This is a genomic window from Streptomyces sp. NBC_00080 (assembly GCF_045041255.1).
Taxonomy (GTDB): Bacteria; Actinomycetota; Actinomycetes; order Streptomycetales; family Streptomycetaceae; genus Streptomyces; species Streptomyces coriariae.
On the sequence record NZ_CP108235.1, the window covers coordinates 4,819,464 to 4,834,146 of the forward strand.

Here is a 14,683-nt window from a genome sequence, read left to right on the forward strand (position 1 = left end):
TCGGCCGAGGAAACCCTCATAAAACCGACGCGCCACAACCGGAGTTGGCGCTCTCGATTGTCAGTGCCGTGCCGTAGAAAGAAGGCATGGCGAGGTCCGCTCGGCGGACGGGAGGAGGTTGCTCGGTGAGCATTTCCGAGCCCTTGGACGACCCGTGGGCCGACAGCGGGCCCAGTGATCGTCTGCCTCCTGCCCGGCGGCGCGGCGAAGGGGGGCGCGGTCGTGACGAACAGCACGATCGCGGCCGGGAGAGCGGCGAGTGGGAAGGCGGTGGCACCACCTTCGAGCGGGTACCGCCGCAGGACCTCGACGCCGAACAGTCCGTACTCGGCGGCATGCTGCTGTCCAAGGACGCCATCGCCGACGTGGTCGAGGTCCTCAAGGGCCACGACTTCTACAAGCCCGCGCACGAGACGATCTACCAGGCGATCCTGGACATCTATGCCAAGGGAGAGCCGGCCGACCCCATCACGATCGCCGCCGAGCTCACCAAGCGCGGCGAGATCAACAAGGTCGGCGGCGCGTCCTATCTGCACACCCTCGTCCAGACGGTGCCGACCGCCGCCAACGCCGAGTACTACGCGGAGATCGTCCACGAACGCGCCGTGCTGCGCCGCCTGGTCGAGGCCGGCACCCGCATCACGCAGATGGGATACGCGGGCGACGACGACGTCGACGAGATCGTCAACCGCGCGCAGGCCGAGATCTACGCGGTCACCGAGCAGCGCACGAGCGAGGACTACCTCCCGCTCGGCGACATCATGGAGGGCGCCCTCGACGAGATCGAGGCGATCGGCTCGCGCAGCGGCGAGATGACGGGTGTGCCCACCGGGTTCACGGACCTCGACTCGCTCACCAACGGTCTGCACCCGGGCCAGATGATCGTCATCGCGGCGCGTCCCGCCATGGGAAAGTCGACGCTCGCGCTGGACTTCGCGCGCGCGGCGTCCATCAAGCACAACCTGCCCAGCGTCATCTTCTCCCTGGAAATGGGGCGCAACGAGATCGCGATGCGTCTGCTGTCCGCCGAGGCCCGTGTGGCCCTGCACCACATGCGTTCCGGCACCATGACGGACGAGGACTGGACGCGTCTGGCGCGCCGGATGCCCGAGGTCTCCTCCGCACCGCTGTACATCGACGACTCCCCGAACCTGTCGATGATGGAGATCCGGGCCAAGTGCCGCCGACTGAAGCAGCGCAACGACATCAAGCTCGTGATCATCGACTATCTCCAGCTGATGCAGGCCGGTGGCTCCAAGCGCTCCGAAAGCCGTCAGCAGGAGGTCTCGGACATGTCCCGTAACCTCAAGCTGCTGGCCAAGGAGCTGGAGGTCCCGGTGATCGCGCTCTCGCAGCTCAACCGTGGTCCCGAACAGCGCACGGACAAGAAGCCGATGGTGTCCGACCTGCGTGAGTCCGGCTCCATCGAGCAGGACGCCGACATGGTGATCCTTCTGCACCGTGAGGACGCCTACGAGAAGGAGTCCCCGCGCGCGGGTGAGGCGGACATCATCGTGGGCAAGCACCGTAACGGCCCGACAGCCACGATCACCGTCGCTTTCCAGGGCCACTACTCCCGCTTCGTGGACATGGCGCAGACCTGATCCGGTGCCCCTGTGGGGTCTCGCGGCTGATTTCGTCATCTCACGGACCGTGTCGTACCGATGCCGTATCCGACATCACCGTGAGACCGGCGCGCGGGTGCTGCTGCTCAGTGCCTCGTCTCGTACCTGGTCAGGACCACGCCGCCGGGACACGTCCGCGTCTCCACCAGGTTCAGGTTCACCCAGCTGTCCAGCGCGGTGAAGAACGGCGTGCCGCCGCCCACCAGGACCGGATGGGCGGCGATCGCGTACTCGTCGATCAGCCCGGCGCGCATGGCCGCCCCGGCGAGCGTTGCGCCGCCGATGTTCATCGGGCCGCCGTCCTCGGCCTTGAGCCGGGTGATCTCGGCGATCGCGTCGCCGGTGACCAGGCGGGTGTTCCAGTCGACCTTGTCGAGCGTCGAGGAGAACACCACCTTCGGCGTCTCCCGCCAGTTCCGCGCGAACTCGATCTGCGCCGGGGTGGCGCCCGGCTGCTGGTCGCCGGTCGGCCAGTAGGAGCTCATCGTCTCCCACAGCTTGCGCCCGTACAGCGACAGGCCGCTCGCCTGCTCGTGGTCGAGCCACCACTGGAACAGCTCGTCGCTCGGCGGTCCGCCCCAGCCGATGTCGTCACCGGCCGCGGCGATGTAGCCATCCAGGGTCAGGTTCATGCCGTAGATCAGTTTCCGCATGGCCCAGCCTTCCGTCCGTGGGTGTCCGGTGTACGGACCAGCGCGGCGCGGGAAACTCATCGGTGCGCGATCCGGGCTCGCCGGTAGTCCTCGTGCGGGTCTCAGCGTGGTGTACTCGGCCGACTCGGGCAAGCCGCCTGATCTCGACCTCGCCCTCGCGAGGAAATGCCACGGATTTGAGACTGATCATGGGTGACAAGGCCGTGAGACAGCCAAGAACGCCCAGGTCACGCAAGGTCGACAGGTCACGAGCGGCGAGCCCCTGCAGCCCCGGGCGGAATGAATTCGACGCCGGCCGCGTGGACGGGTGGACTGGGCCCATGACAACACCTCAGGAAGAGCTGCTTCCCGGCACCCGGCGGGCGCTGCTGCACCGGATCGCCGTGGCCCAGACCGAGGGACGGGCCCCGTCGCTGGTCGCCGCGGTCGTACGGGACGGGCGGGCCGTGTGGCACGGGGCACGGACCTCGGTCGACGGGCACGCGCCGGACGAGAACGTGCAGTACCGGATCGGCTCGATCACCAAGACCTTCACCGCCGTGCTCGTGCTGCGACTGCGTGACGAGGGAGCGCTCGACCTCGAGGACCCGCTGGAGAAGCACCTGCCCGGATCCGGCGCGGGGGAGGCCACGGTGGCCGAACTGCTCGCCCACACCGGTGGGTTGGCGGCCGAGTCGCCCGGCCCCTGGTGGGAGCGGACCCCGGGTTCGCTGCGGCCCGAGCTCGCCGACGTCATCGGCGACCGGGCCGCCCCGTTTCCGGCCGGCCGACGTCACCACTACTCGAACCCCGGCTACGCAGTCCTCGGTGCTCTCGTGGAAGAGCTCCGTGGAGCGCCCTGGGAAGAGGTACTGCGACGGGAAGTGCTCGAACCTCTGGAGCTCGACCGTACGACTGTCCGATCGCAGGCTCCGGCCGCGGGAGGCTGGGCGGTCCACCCCTGGGCCGACGTCTTGCTGCCCGAACCCGCCGAGGACTTCGGGCGGATGGCCGCGGCCGGCCAGCTCTGGTCCACGACCGGCGACCTCGTGCGGTTCGCTGCCTTCCTGGCCCGGGGTGACGACCGCGTCCTGAGCGCGGAGACCCTGCGCGAGATGTGGACGCCCGCGGCACCGGCCGGGCTGCCGGACGTGGCGGACGGATCCACCTATGGCCTGGGACTGCAGATCCAGCACCGGGACGGCCGGTTGCTCGTGGGCCACTCCGGCTCGGTGCCGGGCTTCCTGGCCACCCTCACCATCGGTGTGGCGGACGACGTGGCCGCGGTGGTGCTCGCCAACTGCACGGCCGGTGTCCTGACGTCCCAGGTGGCCGCCGATCTCGTGCGGATCGTCGCCGAGGCCGAGCCGCGGATTCCCGAGCCGTGGCGTCCGCTGCGGGTGGTGGACCCCGCCGTTCTGGACCTGGCGGGCCAGTGGCACTGGGGGACCAGTCCTTTCGCCCTGCGGGTCACGGCCGACGGGCTGGTCTCCCTGGGGCCGGCTTCCGGCGCCGGCCGGCGCTCCCGGTTCAGGCCGAACGGGGACGGTACCTGGACCGGCCTGGAGGGCTACTACGCCGGAGAGCTCCTGCGGGCCGTACGGCGGCCGGACGGGAGCGTGGACCACCTGGACCTCGGGTCGTTCGTGTTCACACGTCAGCCGTACGACGAGCGGGCCGCTGTGCCCGGTGGCATCGACCCGGAGGGCTGGCGCGGCATCGGCTAGTCCCCACGAGAAGGAAGCGCCCTGTTTCACGTGAAACAAGGCGCTTCCGTTCGGGCCCGGAGTGCTCAGAGCTGGAGCTTGAAGCCCACGTGCGAGGCGACGAAGCCCAGGCGCTCATAGAAGCGGTGGGCGTCGGTGCGCGTGCTGTCGGAAGTGAGCTGCACCAACTGGCAGTTCTCGCGCCGGGACTCCTCGATGGCCCACTCGATGAACCGCGTGCCCAGGCCACTGCCGCGCTCGTCGGCGTGCACCCGCACGCCTTCGATGATCGACCTGGTCGAGCCGCGCCGGGACAGGCCCGGAACGATCGTCAGCTGGAGCGTCCCGACGACCTGACCCTCGCGGACGGCGACGACCAGACGCTGGTTCGGGTCGGCAGTGAGCCGTTCCAGGGCGGTCAGATAGGGGCTGAGATCGTCCGTCGACTCACGCTGTGCGCCCAGGGGGTCGTCCGCGAGCATGCCGACGATCGCGGGGATGTCCTCGGCGACGGCGGCCCGTATTTCAAGATCTCCCATGTCCGCAGCCTATGTGCCCAAGGCGGCGACGGGCGCGTTCAGTGACTCCACGACCCGTACCAGCGGGGCCAGTTCCGCGTTCCTGGCGGCTTCGTCGAGGGCCTCGCGCAGGGCGGCGTCGTTGGTCGGACGGGCTTCGGCCAGCAGGTTCAGACCGGCTTCCGTGACATTGGTGTAGATGCCGCGGCGGTCGGTGGGGCACAGGTAGCGCTCGAGCAGCCCGCGGTCCTCGAGCCGGGTCACCAGCCGGGTGGTCGCGCTCTGGCTGAGGACGACCGCGTCGGCCACCTGCTTCATCTGGAGATGGCCTCCGTCGCCGTCGTGCTGACGGCTGAGTACGTCGAGCAGGGAGTACTCGCGCACGCTCAGGTCGTGCCGGCTCTGCAGCGCGCGCTCGATGTGGGCCTCGATCCTCCCGTGCAGCAGGGAGAGGGCGCACCAGCCCTGGGCGAGAGCGGTGAGCGCGGGGTCCGTCGCAGTCATGGGGGTTCTCCTCCGTCCCGGAGCGGCTGAGACCAGGATAGAGCAATCCCGCAATATACGGCGGTTGCATATAGCCCGCGTATGCAACTATTGTGGGAGCACGTAAAGCGCATCTGCAATCATCTCGGAAGGTGTTACCTCCTATGCCTCTCGCGCTTCTGGCCCTCGCGATCGGGGCCTTCGGAATCGGGACGACCGAGTTCGTGATCATGGGTCTGCTGCCCGAGGTCGCGGGCGACTTCGGAGTCTCCATCCCCACGGCCGGCCTTCTCGTGACCGGCTACGCGCTCGGTGTCATGTTCGGTGCCCCGCTCATGACGGTCCTCGGCACCAAGATCTCCCGCAAGCGGATGCTGATGCTGCTGATGGGCCTGTTCATCGTCGGCAACCTGCTGTCCGCCGTCGCCCCCTCGTTCGCCGTGATGCTGATCGGTCGCGTGGTCGCCTCACTCGCCCACGGCGCCTTCTTCGGCATCGGCTCGGTCGTCGCCGCCGACCTGGTCGCCCCGGACAAGAAGGCCGGAGCCATCGCGATGATGTTCACCGGCCTCACCGTCGCCAACGTCGTGGGCGTTCCGCTGGGCACTCTCGTCGGGCAGAGCGTCGGCTGGCGCGTCACTTTCGCCGCCGTCGCCGTACTCGGCGTCGTGGGCCTGCTCGGCATCGCCAAGCTCGTGCCCGAGATGCCGCGAGCAGAGGGAGTGCACCTGCGGCACGAACTGGCCGCCTTCAAGAACGCCCAGGTGCTGCTCGCCATGGCGATGACCGTCCTCGGCTTCGGTGGAGTCTTCGCGGCCATCACCTACATCGCGCCGATGATGACGCACGTGGCCGGCTTCGCCGACGGATCCGTGACCTGGCTGCTGGTGCTCTTCGGGCTCGGCATGGTCGGCGGCAACCTCGTCGGCGGCAGGTACGCCGACCGCGCGCTGATGCCGATGCTGTACGTCTCTCTGGGCGCCCTGGCGGTCGTCCTGGCGCTCTTCACGCTCACCGCCCACAACAAGGTCCTGGCGGCCGTCACGATCGTCCTGATCGGTGCCCTGGGCTTCGCCACCGTCCCGCCGCTCCAGAAGCGCGTCCTGGACCAGGCCCACGGCGCGCCGACGCTGGCGTCTGCGGTGAACATCGGTGCCTTCAACCTCGGCAACGCCCTGTCCGCCTGGCTCGGCGGCCTCGTCATCGCCGCGGGCCTGGGCTACACCGCCCCGAACTGGGTCGGCGCCGCGCTTGCCGCGGGCGCCCTGCTCCTCGCCGTCGTCTCGGCCGCACTGGAGCGCCGTGACAACGCCCCTGGCGGTTCCGGCGCCGTCGTCGCCGGTGGAACGCCCGTCGAGCGGCAGACGGCCGTACAGCGCTGAGACACGCCGGTCACCTCGCTGGGCCAAGGCCGTCCCGGCGAGCCGGCGCCCTTCCCTGATCACCGTGGACCTCGACCGCGTTCGACCTCGGCAGCACCGGGACCTCGGTCACGCCGAACCTCGAAGGACCTCGACACGCCCCGACAACATCGCAAGGAGAAGTTCCCCTCATGAGCACCACCACCTTCGCGCCCCTGACCATTCACGACGCCGAAGCCCTCGTCACGGCCGCCCGTCGTGCGGCCGAGGCGGCCGGGGTCACGGTCAGCGTCACCGTCCTGGACGCCGGCGGCCATCTGCTGGCCTTCCGCCGCGATGACCGGGCCGTGCTGATCTCCGGGGAGACGAGCACGCGCAAGGCGTACACGGCGCTTCAGCTCGACGCCCCCACCGCCGACCTCGTCGATGCCGTGCAGCCGGGCGGCCTCTTCCACACCCTGCCCACCGCGCTCGACCGGCCGCTGCTGTTCATCGCGGGTGGGGTGCCGGTGCACCGTGACGGCCGTCTGATCGGCGCGATCGGGGTCGGGGGTGGCGCCCCGGAGCAGGACCACGGCTTTGCCACGGCCGCCGTGGAGACGCTCGTCTGACCTGTCACGTCCACGCAGAACGCCGGTTTCCGACCATCACGGGAACCGGCGTTCCGTCGTGTCTCCCGGCTCAGCCGGCCGCCACCGTCAGCGGGGCGAACCGGCGGCGCCAGTCGCCCGGCAGCTCCGTGATCCCGTGGGTCATCACGGCGTTGAAGGCAACGGACTCCAGGCCCCGCGCCTTCACCCACTCCAGCAGTTCCTCGTGCCGTACGTCGATGTCGGTGCGCAGCGGCCGGTCCGTGCGGGCGGCGAGGGAGGCCAGCAGGGCCTTCGCGGCCTTCGTGTCCCTGGCGATCAGCGGGCCCACGACCTGGGTGTCCATGTTCGGCCATGCGGCCGCGTAACCGATGATCCGGCCGCCGTCCTCGGCGACCCGCAACTGGTCGGCGAAGGCGGGCAGACGGGCGATCACATGCGTCCGATCGGTGCCGAAGACCTCCTCGTCGAGCCGGAGGACCGCCGTGAGGTCCTCGGCCGTGGCCGCGCGGGTGACGACGTCCGACGCCGTGTCGCCCGGCGTGAGACGCCCGCGCACCATTTCCGCCCGGCCTGTGGTCTTGAAGCCCAGCTCCTCGTAGAGCGGTCGGCCGTTCGGTGTGGCGTGCAGGGTCAGCGGGGTGGTGCCCAACAGGGAGACGACGTGCCGCATCAGCCGCCGACCGATGCCCTGCCGGGCGTACCGCTCGGCGACCAGCACCATGCCGATGGCGCCGAGGGTGGGACGGCCGGGCGGGCCGTACTCGGTGACGACGCAGGCACTGACGAGCCCGCCGTCCGGGTCGTCGATGCCGTAGCCCCTTCCGGCCGAGAGGAGCAGGCCCCACTTGTGCTCCTCGCGCGGCCACCCCCGGTCCTCGGACAGGTCGGCGCAGGCGGTGAGGTCGCGGTGCGTCAGACGTCGGACGGGCAGAGCGGTGAGGGAAGGAGTCGGCACGCAGGTCAGGCTGTCCGACCCGTACCGTCGGCGTCCACTCGTTTCCCCTGGGACGTACGTGCTTTTGGCCAAGTCCCGGCCATCGCCCAGCCTCACGGCCCATCGTCCAGCGCGACGGCAGTGCGGGAGTGCGGGAGTGCGGGAGTGTTTCACGTGAAACAGGGGCGAACGGAAGCTCGGGAGAGGCACTGCCAGGGAGATCTCAGGCCTGCCCGGTTAGCCTCGGGCCATGGCGAGACTTCACCTCTTCGACCTTGACGGCACGCTGCTGCACGGGACGTCCGCTCCCTTGGAAATCTCGCGTCAACTCGGCCTGGAGGCCGAGACGGCGGTGCTGGAGCAGTCGATCTCGACGGGGTTGATCGGCCCGCCGGAGTACGCGGCGCAGGTGTACGAACTCTGGACGCGGCTCACCGAGGAGCATGTGACGGCGGCGTTCGAAGGAGCGCCGTGGCTGGCACGCATCCGCGATGTCTGGGCCGAGATAGGGCGCAGAGGGGAGTACTGCGCGGTCGTGTCGCTCTCGCCTTCCTTCTTCGTGGAAAGACTCATCGGGTGGGGCGCCCACGCGACGTACGGGTCCCGATTCCCGGCGGTCCCTTTCACCGAGCCCATGGATCCGGCGGGAGTGCTGAGCGCGGCGGCGAAGGTGCTGATCGCCGACCGGCTCTGCGCGGAGTTCGGAGTGACGCGGGACGGCTGTGTCGCTTACGGCGATTCGCTCTCCGACAAGGATCTGTTCGGTGCAGTGCCGGTCTCCGTGGCAGTCAACTCGGACCGCCATCTGGCGGGCCTCGCGACCCACTCCTACGTGGGGAAGGATCTGTGGGATGCCTATGAATTGGTCTGCCACGAAAGCTGATTGACCCCGCGTTGACCCCCGATTGCAGAAAATCCGCGGTTCGCGTGCCGAGCGGGTTCCGGGGAGGAAGGGGGGGACTTGTGCGGCGGACGGCGGCCGGTATGGTCGACTCCGGTTCGCTTCCGGGACGAAGTGCGCGCGACGCGGTGCATGCATTCCGCGCGAGCCGAGAACAGGGCAATGCAGCCTAACGGGACGGAGAGATCGAAGACCCGCATTTCCGGTGATGTGACCCAGGCGTCCGGACAGGATGGGATGCTGCGGTGAGAGTGCCGCCCCACCTCGCACACTCGCCCCACGTGTGGGTGCGGAGGGGAAATACGGGTGGACCGTGGCGATCCCGGTCGTGGAACCGAACGGAAAACCAAGCCGTCTGCGGGGGAAGCAGGCACCTTCCGATCCAGGAAGTGCGCAGACCGACCGAAAGATGTTCGAGGCGAGGCACACCATGGACGCTCCGACCAGCAGGTCGGCCGACAACGGCACGTCCGGCGGCGGGGACGGATGGTTCACACCGCGCAAGCAGCCGGAGCCGGCTCCACGGGGCGAGCAAGGGGCTGAGGGCCGTCGCCTGGCCGCACTGCGCCCGGTGGGCAGGAACGCGGTCGACTCCCACGGTGAGGCGCCCCAGGGCGGCACCACGGACGCCGAGCGCCGAATACACCCGGACCCGCCGACCCCCGAGGACGCGACGACCGCCCCCGCGAGCGCACAGCCCCCGTCGCCGCCCTGGCAGGAATCCCCCATCGAGGTCCACCACCCCGCCGAGACACCATCCTTCGCGCAGTCTCGGCCACCGGCCCCGCCCGAGGCGCCGGCACCGCCTGAGACACCCGAGGCCTCTCGAGGCCACGCGGAACCCGGGGCACTTGCCCGGCAGCAGGCGTCCCGGCCGTCGCCGATGCAGCCGCCGGTGTCCGCGGAAGTGCCCGGGCCCCCGCAGCGGGCCGTGCTCACCGAGTCCCGTTCGGCCGTACAACAGGTCACCGCCACGCCCGTCGATTCCCTGCTGTCCGCTCAGCGGCCGACGCCTGTCGGCAACGCGTCTCCGGACGCCGTCCTCGTCCGGCGCACGATGGCCGAGGTGGCCCCGGTGGCCGACAAGGTCACGTCGTACTTCTACGCGCTGCTGTTCGTCCGCCACCCCGATCTGCGCTCGCTGTTCCCGCCCGCGATGGATGCCCAACGGGACCGGCTGCTCAAGGCACTGCTCACCGCCGCCGAGCACGTGGACAACAAGGCGGTCCTCGTCGAATACCTCCAGAACCTGGGCCGTGGCCACCGCAAGTACGGCACCAGGGCCGAGCACTATCCGGCCGTCGGAGAATGCCTCATCGGCTCGCTGAGCAAGTACGCGGACGCCGTGTGGAACGCCGAGACGGAGGCGGCCTGGGTCCGGACCTACACCACGATCTCCCAGGTCATGATCGACGCGGCGGCCGTGGACGAACTGCGCGCCCCACCCTGGTGGTACGCGGAGGTCGTCACGCACGACCTCAGAACGCCGGACGTGGCGATCCTCACCGTCCGCCCCAACCAGCCCTACCCCTTCCTCGCCGGGCAGTACGCGAGCCTGGAGACGCCGTGGTGGCCGCGGATCTGGCGGCACTACTCCTTCGCCTCGGCACCGCGCTCCGACGGCCTGCTGGCGTTCCACGTGAAGGCCGTCCCCGCGGGCTGGGTCTCCAGCGCCCTGGTGCACCGCGCCCGGCCCGGCGACGTCATCCGGCTCGGTCCCCCGGCCGGTTCGATGACCGTCGACCACACCAGGAACAGCGGGCTGCTCTGTGTGGGCGGTGGCACCGGAATAGCCCCCATCAAGGCGTTGGTCGAGGATGTCGCCGAGCACGGCACCCGGCGCCCGGTCGAGGTGTTCTACGGCGCGCGCAGCGACCATGACCTGTACGACATCGACACGATGCTCCGGCTCCAGCAGTCCCACCCCTGGCTGGAGGTCCGCCCGGTGGTCGACCGGCACGGTCTGCTCCAGTTGCCCGACGCGATACGCACCTTCGGGCCGTGGGCCGAGTACGACGCCTATGTCGCCGGTCCGCCCGGCATGATCCGCAGCGGGGTGGACGCGCTGCGCGGCGTCGGCATCCCCTCGGAGCGCATACGGCACGACTCGGTCGAGGAACTCGTCGCAACCGGAAGCTGACCCGGCGTCCGGCGGGCCGCTCCGGGTCGGGCTCAGCCCCCCTCAGCCGAGGTCGGGCGCGTGCATGGCACGGACGCCCTCGATGTTGCCGTCGAGGTAGTGCCGCAGCGACAGCGGTACGAGGTGAACGGAGGCGATCCCGACCCGGGTGAACGGCACACGGACGATCTCGTACTCGCCGGCGGGTTCCTCGATCTCGGGGCCGTGCCGCTGGGCCGGGTCCATGGACTCCAGACGGCAGACGAAGAAGTGCTGCACTTTCACGCCGGTCGCACCCCCGTCGTCACCGATGTGCTCGACGGTGTCGACGAAGCAGGGCACCACGTCGGTGATCTTGGCGCCGAGTTCCTCGTGCACCTCGCGATGCAAGGCGTCCACCACGGTCGCGTCATCCGGTTCGACCCCGCCACCGGGCGTGACCCAGTAGGGATCCACACCGGGCTTGGTGCGCTTGATCAGGATCAGGTTGTCGCCGTCCAGCAGAACGGCTCGTGCGGTGCGCTTGACCACGGGTCGGACGGTCATGGGAGAAATGTGGCCCGGTTGGTTCCACGTGAAACATCGTGAGAGGTCACCGGAGGAGATCATTCCCTGTCACCGGGTGAAAACCGGGTCAGTACCAGGCGGTGGCCGCGCCCAGCAGCCATTCGTGGGCCCGGGCGATGTGCGGCGTCGCCAGCGTTCCCGTGCGCGCCACGAGAACGTACGTCCGTAGCGGCGGCACCGCCGGTTCGTGCAGCGCGACGATGTCACCGCGGTCCAGAGCGGTCGCGCACAGATAGCGGGGCAGGACCGCCAGCCCGGCGCCCGCGACAGCGCACGCGAGGACCGCGCGCAGGTCGGGCACGATGACGGAGCCCGAGGCGGCGGGGCGCGAGTCGAAGACGGAGGCCCAGTAGCGGGAGACGAGGGGCAGGGACTCGTGGACCTCGACGACCGGGAGGTTCTCCAGCGCGGTCGCGCCCTTGCGGCACAGCTTCCCGGCATCGATCCGCTCGTCCCACTGCGGGGCGGCGACCAGGACGTGCTCCTCGTCGCACAGCGGAGTGGCCGTGAGCAGCGCCCCGCGCGGTCGCGCCGTGCTGATGGCCAGGTCGTGGTGGCCGGCGGCCAGGCCCTCCAGGACCTCCTCGGCATTGCCGAAGGAGGCACGCAGGGCGAACCCCTGGCTGTCGTCCCCGGACAGCTCGGTGAGTGTGGGAAGGGCCCGCTCGGCGGTGAATTCGGGGGGGCCCTGCGAGATGCAGCGTCCGCCCGGCGGCCTCGTCGTCGGGGCCGGTTCCGGCGATCTCCACCAGGGCGTCGAGATGAGGAGCGGCCTTGTGGGCGAGTTCGTCGCCGATGCTCGTCGGCGTCACGCCGCGGGCCTGCCGCAGGAACAGGGGGCGGCCCAGCTGCCGCTCCAGCGTGCGGATCTGTGAGGTGACGGCCGGCTGGGACAGTCCCAGCAGAGCGGCGGCGCGAGTGAAGGAGCCGGCCCGGTGCACGGTCACGAAGGTGCGCAGCAAAGCCAGATCCACGGAGCATCCTCCCTTTCCCCCGCCTTTCCTCCAGCTCTGAGGCAGGGCCCAACTATAAATAAGTCGATAGGCTTCTGTCGCTACTGTGATTGGACACTGACATAGAGTCAACTAGCCTTGTTCGCGCGGTTCTTCGCGCGCAGAACCGAGGACGGTCCGAGCCACGAGGGGGGAGGCTCGGACCGTCTGTTGTGTGTAGCGGGGCCCCGACGGGGGGTCCGTAAGGCGGTCACCGCGCCGACTCCTCCAGCGCACGCAGCACATCCGCCACCAGGTCCTCGGGGTCCTCGGCACCGACGGACAGCCGGATGAAGCCCTCCGGCACCGCGTCCCCACCCCAGCGCCCGCGCCGCTCCGCGGTCGACCGCACCCCGCCGAAGCTCGTCGCGTCGTCCACGAGCCGCAGTGCCTCGAGAAAACGCTCGGCATGCGCGCGCGTGGACAGCGTGAAGGAGATCACGCAGCCGTAGCGACGCATCTGCTGCGAGGCGACCTTGTGGGACGGGTCGTCCGGCAGCCCCGGGTACCGCAGCCCGCTCACCTCGGGCCGCCCCCGCAGTGCCTCGGCCACGGCCATGGCGGTGGTGTTCTGCCGCTCCACCCGCAACTGGAGGGTGGCGATCGACCGGTGCGCGAGCCAGGCCTCCATGGGCCCGGGGATCGCCCCGACGATCTTGCGCCAGCGCCGCACGGCTGTCATCGGCGTACCGGCCCGCCCGGTGACATAGCCGAGGAGGACATCGCCGTGACCCGTGAGCTGCTTGGTGCCACTGGCCACCGAGAAGTCGGCGCCGAGTTCCAGCGGGCGCTGCCCGAGCGGAGTGGCGAGCGTGTTGTCCACGGCCACCAGAGCGCCACGCGCGTGTGCCGCCTCGACGAGCCGCCGGATGTCGCACACGTCGAGCCCGGGGTTCGAGGGGGACTCGATCCACAGCAGCTTCGCGCCGTCCAGGACGTTCAGCTGGGCGTCCTCGCCGGTCGGCGCGGTGCGTACCTCGATGCCGTACGCCTCCAACTGCGCGCGTACCAGAGGCAGCACCTGGTAGCCGTCGTCGGGCAGCACGACGGTGTCCCCGGCCTTCAGCTGGGAGAACAGCACCGACGAGATCGCGGCCATGCCGGAGGCGAAGGCGAGCGTCTCGACGTCGTCCTGGCCCGGCGCCTCGAGTTCGCCGATGGCGTGCTCCAGGTGGGTCCAGGTCGGGTTCTCGTCACGGCCGTAGGTGTACGGGCCCGTGGGCTCGCCCGGCAGGTGGAAGTGCGCTGCGAACACCGGCCCGGGAAGGGTCGGCTCGTACTTCACCGGCTCGGGCAGCCCCGCCCGCACCGCGCGCGTGCCCTCGCCGGGGCCTCTGGAAAGCTCTCCGTCGGCAGCGGATCCGCTCATGCCACATGTCCTTCCACGTCGTCTCGTACGGCTGCGAGCAGACCGGCGCTCGCCTCCTCCACCATCTCAAGGCACTCCTCGAAGCCGCTCAGGCCCCCGTAGTAGGGGTCGGGGACGTCGAGGTCGTCGGCTGCCGCGGGAGCGTAGGACCGAAGCAGCCGTATCTTCGCCGCGTCCTCCTGGGTGGGTGCGAGGAGGCGCAGGGCCTCGAGATGCCCGGCGTCGAGGGCCAGGACGAGGTCGAGGCGGGCGAACCACGACGACTCGAAGCGCCGGGCCGTGTGGTCGAGGGCATATCCGTGCTCCTCCAGGACGGAGCGGGCACGCGGATCGGCGTCCTCGCCCTCGTGCCAGTCACCCGTGCCGGCGCTCTCGATCTCGACCAGCCCTTCGAGACCGGCGTCGTCCACGCGCGCGCGGAAGACCGACTCGGCCATCGGCGAGCGACAGATGTTGCCGGTGCAGACGAAACAGACGCGGTAGGTCATCGCGGCCTCAGTCGCCGTCCGGCATCACGACGTTGAGGGCCCAGGAGACGACGGAGATGATCAGGCCGCCCAGAACCGCGGTCCAGAAGCCCTCCACATGGAAGCTCAGGTCGAGCTTGTCGGCCAACCACGAGGTCAGCAGCAGCATCAGGGCGTTGACCACCAGGGTGATCAGGCCGAGGGTGAGGATGAACAGGGGGAAGGTCAGCACCTTCACGACCGGCTTGACCAGGAAGTTCACCAGGCCGAAAAGCAGTGCGACGACGACGAGGGTGCCTATCTTCTTGCCCGTGCTGTCACCGGTCAGGGTGATCTTGTCGAGCAGCCAGACGGCGACCGCCAGGGCGCCCGCGTTGGCGATCGTCTTGACTACGAAATTCTTCATGTGTCTGATC

At 69.8% G+C, this 14,683-nt stretch carries 14 protein-coding genes and 1 pseudogene; 6 read left to right on the forward strand and 9 right to left on the reverse strand.

Going from position 1 to position 14,683, the window contains the following annotated elements; all coding sequences use genetic code 11:
* Nucleotides 1-125: 125 nt before the first annotated feature.
* A complete protein-coding gene (gene dnaB / locus OHU34_RS21575; RefSeq protein WP_028806982.1) occupies nucleotides 126-1,604 on the forward strand; it encodes a replicative DNA helicase in 1,479 nt (492 codons plus the stop codon).
* A 107-nt stretch (nucleotides 1,605-1,711) separates the two neighbouring features.
* Here the strand turns inward: dnaB and OHU34_RS21580 are convergent, their stop codons facing one another.
* A complete protein-coding gene (locus OHU34_RS21580) occupies nucleotides 1,712-2,278 on the reverse strand; it encodes a dihydrofolate reductase family protein (RefSeq protein WP_405767876.1) in 567 nt (188 codons plus the stop codon).
* Nucleotides 2,279-2,598: 320 nt separating this feature from the next.
* Here OHU34_RS21580 and OHU34_RS21585 point away from each other — a divergent pair, with 320 nt between their 5' ends.
* On the forward strand, nucleotides 2,599-3,984 hold the full coding sequence (locus OHU34_RS21585; protein WP_405767878.1) for a serine hydrolase domain-containing protein: 1,386 nt from the start codon (nucleotides 2,599-2,601) through the stop codon (nucleotides 3,982-3,984).
* A gap of 65 nt (nucleotides 3,985-4,049) precedes the next feature.
* Here OHU34_RS21585 and OHU34_RS21590 read toward each other — a convergent pair whose 3' ends face one another.
* Nucleotides 4,050-4,502: a GNAT family N-acetyltransferase gene (locus tag OHU34_RS21590; protein WP_142265139.1), complete on the reverse strand. Its 453-nt coding sequence runs from the start codon at nucleotides 4,500-4,502 to the stop codon at nucleotides 4,050-4,052.
* A gap of 9 nt (nucleotides 4,503-4,511) precedes the next feature.
* Nucleotides 4,512-4,985, reverse strand: a complete 474-nt coding sequence (locus OHU34_RS21595) for a MarR family winged helix-turn-helix transcriptional regulator (protein WP_020130679.1) — start codon at nucleotides 4,983-4,985, stop codon at nucleotides 4,512-4,514.
* A gap of 143 nt (nucleotides 4,986-5,128) precedes the next feature.
* On the opposite strand from OHU34_RS21595, the gene OHU34_RS21600 reads away from it, so the two are divergent.
* Together OHU34_RS21600 and OHU34_RS21605 are read left to right on the forward strand one after the other, a co-directional pair.
* Entirely contained in the window at nucleotides 5,129-6,346 is a 1,218-nt protein-coding gene (locus tag OHU34_RS21600) for an MFS transporter (RefSeq protein WP_230195239.1), read from the forward strand.
* Between the two features lie 170 nt (nucleotides 6,347-6,516).
* Nucleotides 6,517-6,936, forward strand: a complete 420-nt coding sequence (locus OHU34_RS21605) for a heme-binding protein (protein ID WP_020130681.1) — start codon at nucleotides 6,517-6,519, stop codon at nucleotides 6,934-6,936.
* Between the two features lie 70 nt (nucleotides 6,937-7,006).
* On the opposite strand, the gene OHU34_RS21610 is transcribed toward OHU34_RS21605, so the two are convergent.
* Nucleotides 7,007-7,873, reverse strand: a complete 867-nt coding sequence (locus OHU34_RS21610; RefSeq protein WP_142265137.1) for a GNAT family N-acetyltransferase — start codon at nucleotides 7,871-7,873, stop codon at nucleotides 7,007-7,009.
* A gap of 229 nt (nucleotides 7,874-8,102) precedes the next feature.
* On the opposite strand from OHU34_RS21610, the gene OHU34_RS21615 reads away from it, so the two are divergent.
* A complete protein-coding gene (locus OHU34_RS21615; RefSeq protein ID WP_405767882.1) occupies nucleotides 8,103-8,735 on the forward strand; it encodes an HAD family hydrolase in 633 nt (210 codons plus the stop codon).
* 448 nt (nucleotides 8,736-9,183) lie between these two features.
* The gene (locus tag OHU34_RS21620; protein ID WP_405767884.1) at nucleotides 9,184-10,893 is read left to right on the forward strand and encodes a globin domain-containing protein; all 1,710 of its coding nucleotides are present in this window, start codon (nucleotides 9,184-9,186) and stop codon (nucleotides 10,891-10,893) included.
* A 42-nt stretch (nucleotides 10,894-10,935) separates the two neighbouring features.
* Here the strand turns inward: OHU34_RS21620 and OHU34_RS21625 are convergent, their stop codons facing one another.
* From OHU34_RS21625 to OHU34_RS21645, 5 genes and pseudogenes are all read right to left on the reverse strand, one after another.
* Nucleotides 10,936-11,418, reverse strand: coding sequence for an NUDIX domain-containing protein (locus OHU34_RS21625; protein WP_020130685.1), 483 nt, complete (start codon nucleotides 11,416-11,418; stop codon nucleotides 10,936-10,938).
* Between the two features lie 88 nt (nucleotides 11,419-11,506).
* Nucleotides 11,507-12,413 (reverse strand): annotated as a pseudogene (locus OHU34_RS21630) (LysR family transcriptional regulator).
* 229 nt (nucleotides 12,414-12,642) lie between these two features.
* Nucleotides 12,643-13,800 carry a cystathionine gamma-lyase gene (locus tag OHU34_RS21635; RefSeq protein ID WP_230195242.1) on the reverse strand — a complete coding sequence of 386 codons (1,158 nt, stop codon included), beginning with the start codon at nucleotides 13,798-13,800 and terminating at the stop codon, nucleotides 12,643-12,645.
* On the reverse strand, nucleotides 13,797-14,288 hold the full coding sequence (locus OHU34_RS21640; RefSeq protein ID WP_142265132.1) for a low molecular weight protein-tyrosine-phosphatase: 492 nt from the start codon (nucleotides 14,286-14,288) through the stop codon (nucleotides 13,797-13,799). The genes OHU34_RS21635 and OHU34_RS21640 overlap by 4 nt, the downstream gene beginning before the upstream one ends.
* A 7-nt stretch (nucleotides 14,289-14,295) precedes the next feature.
* Complete coding sequence (locus OHU34_RS21645) at nucleotides 14,296-14,673, reverse strand: phage holin family protein (RefSeq protein ID WP_054242144.1); 378 nt, start codon at nucleotides 14,671-14,673, stop codon at nucleotides 14,296-14,298.
* Nucleotides 14,674-14,683: the final 10 nt, after the last annotated feature.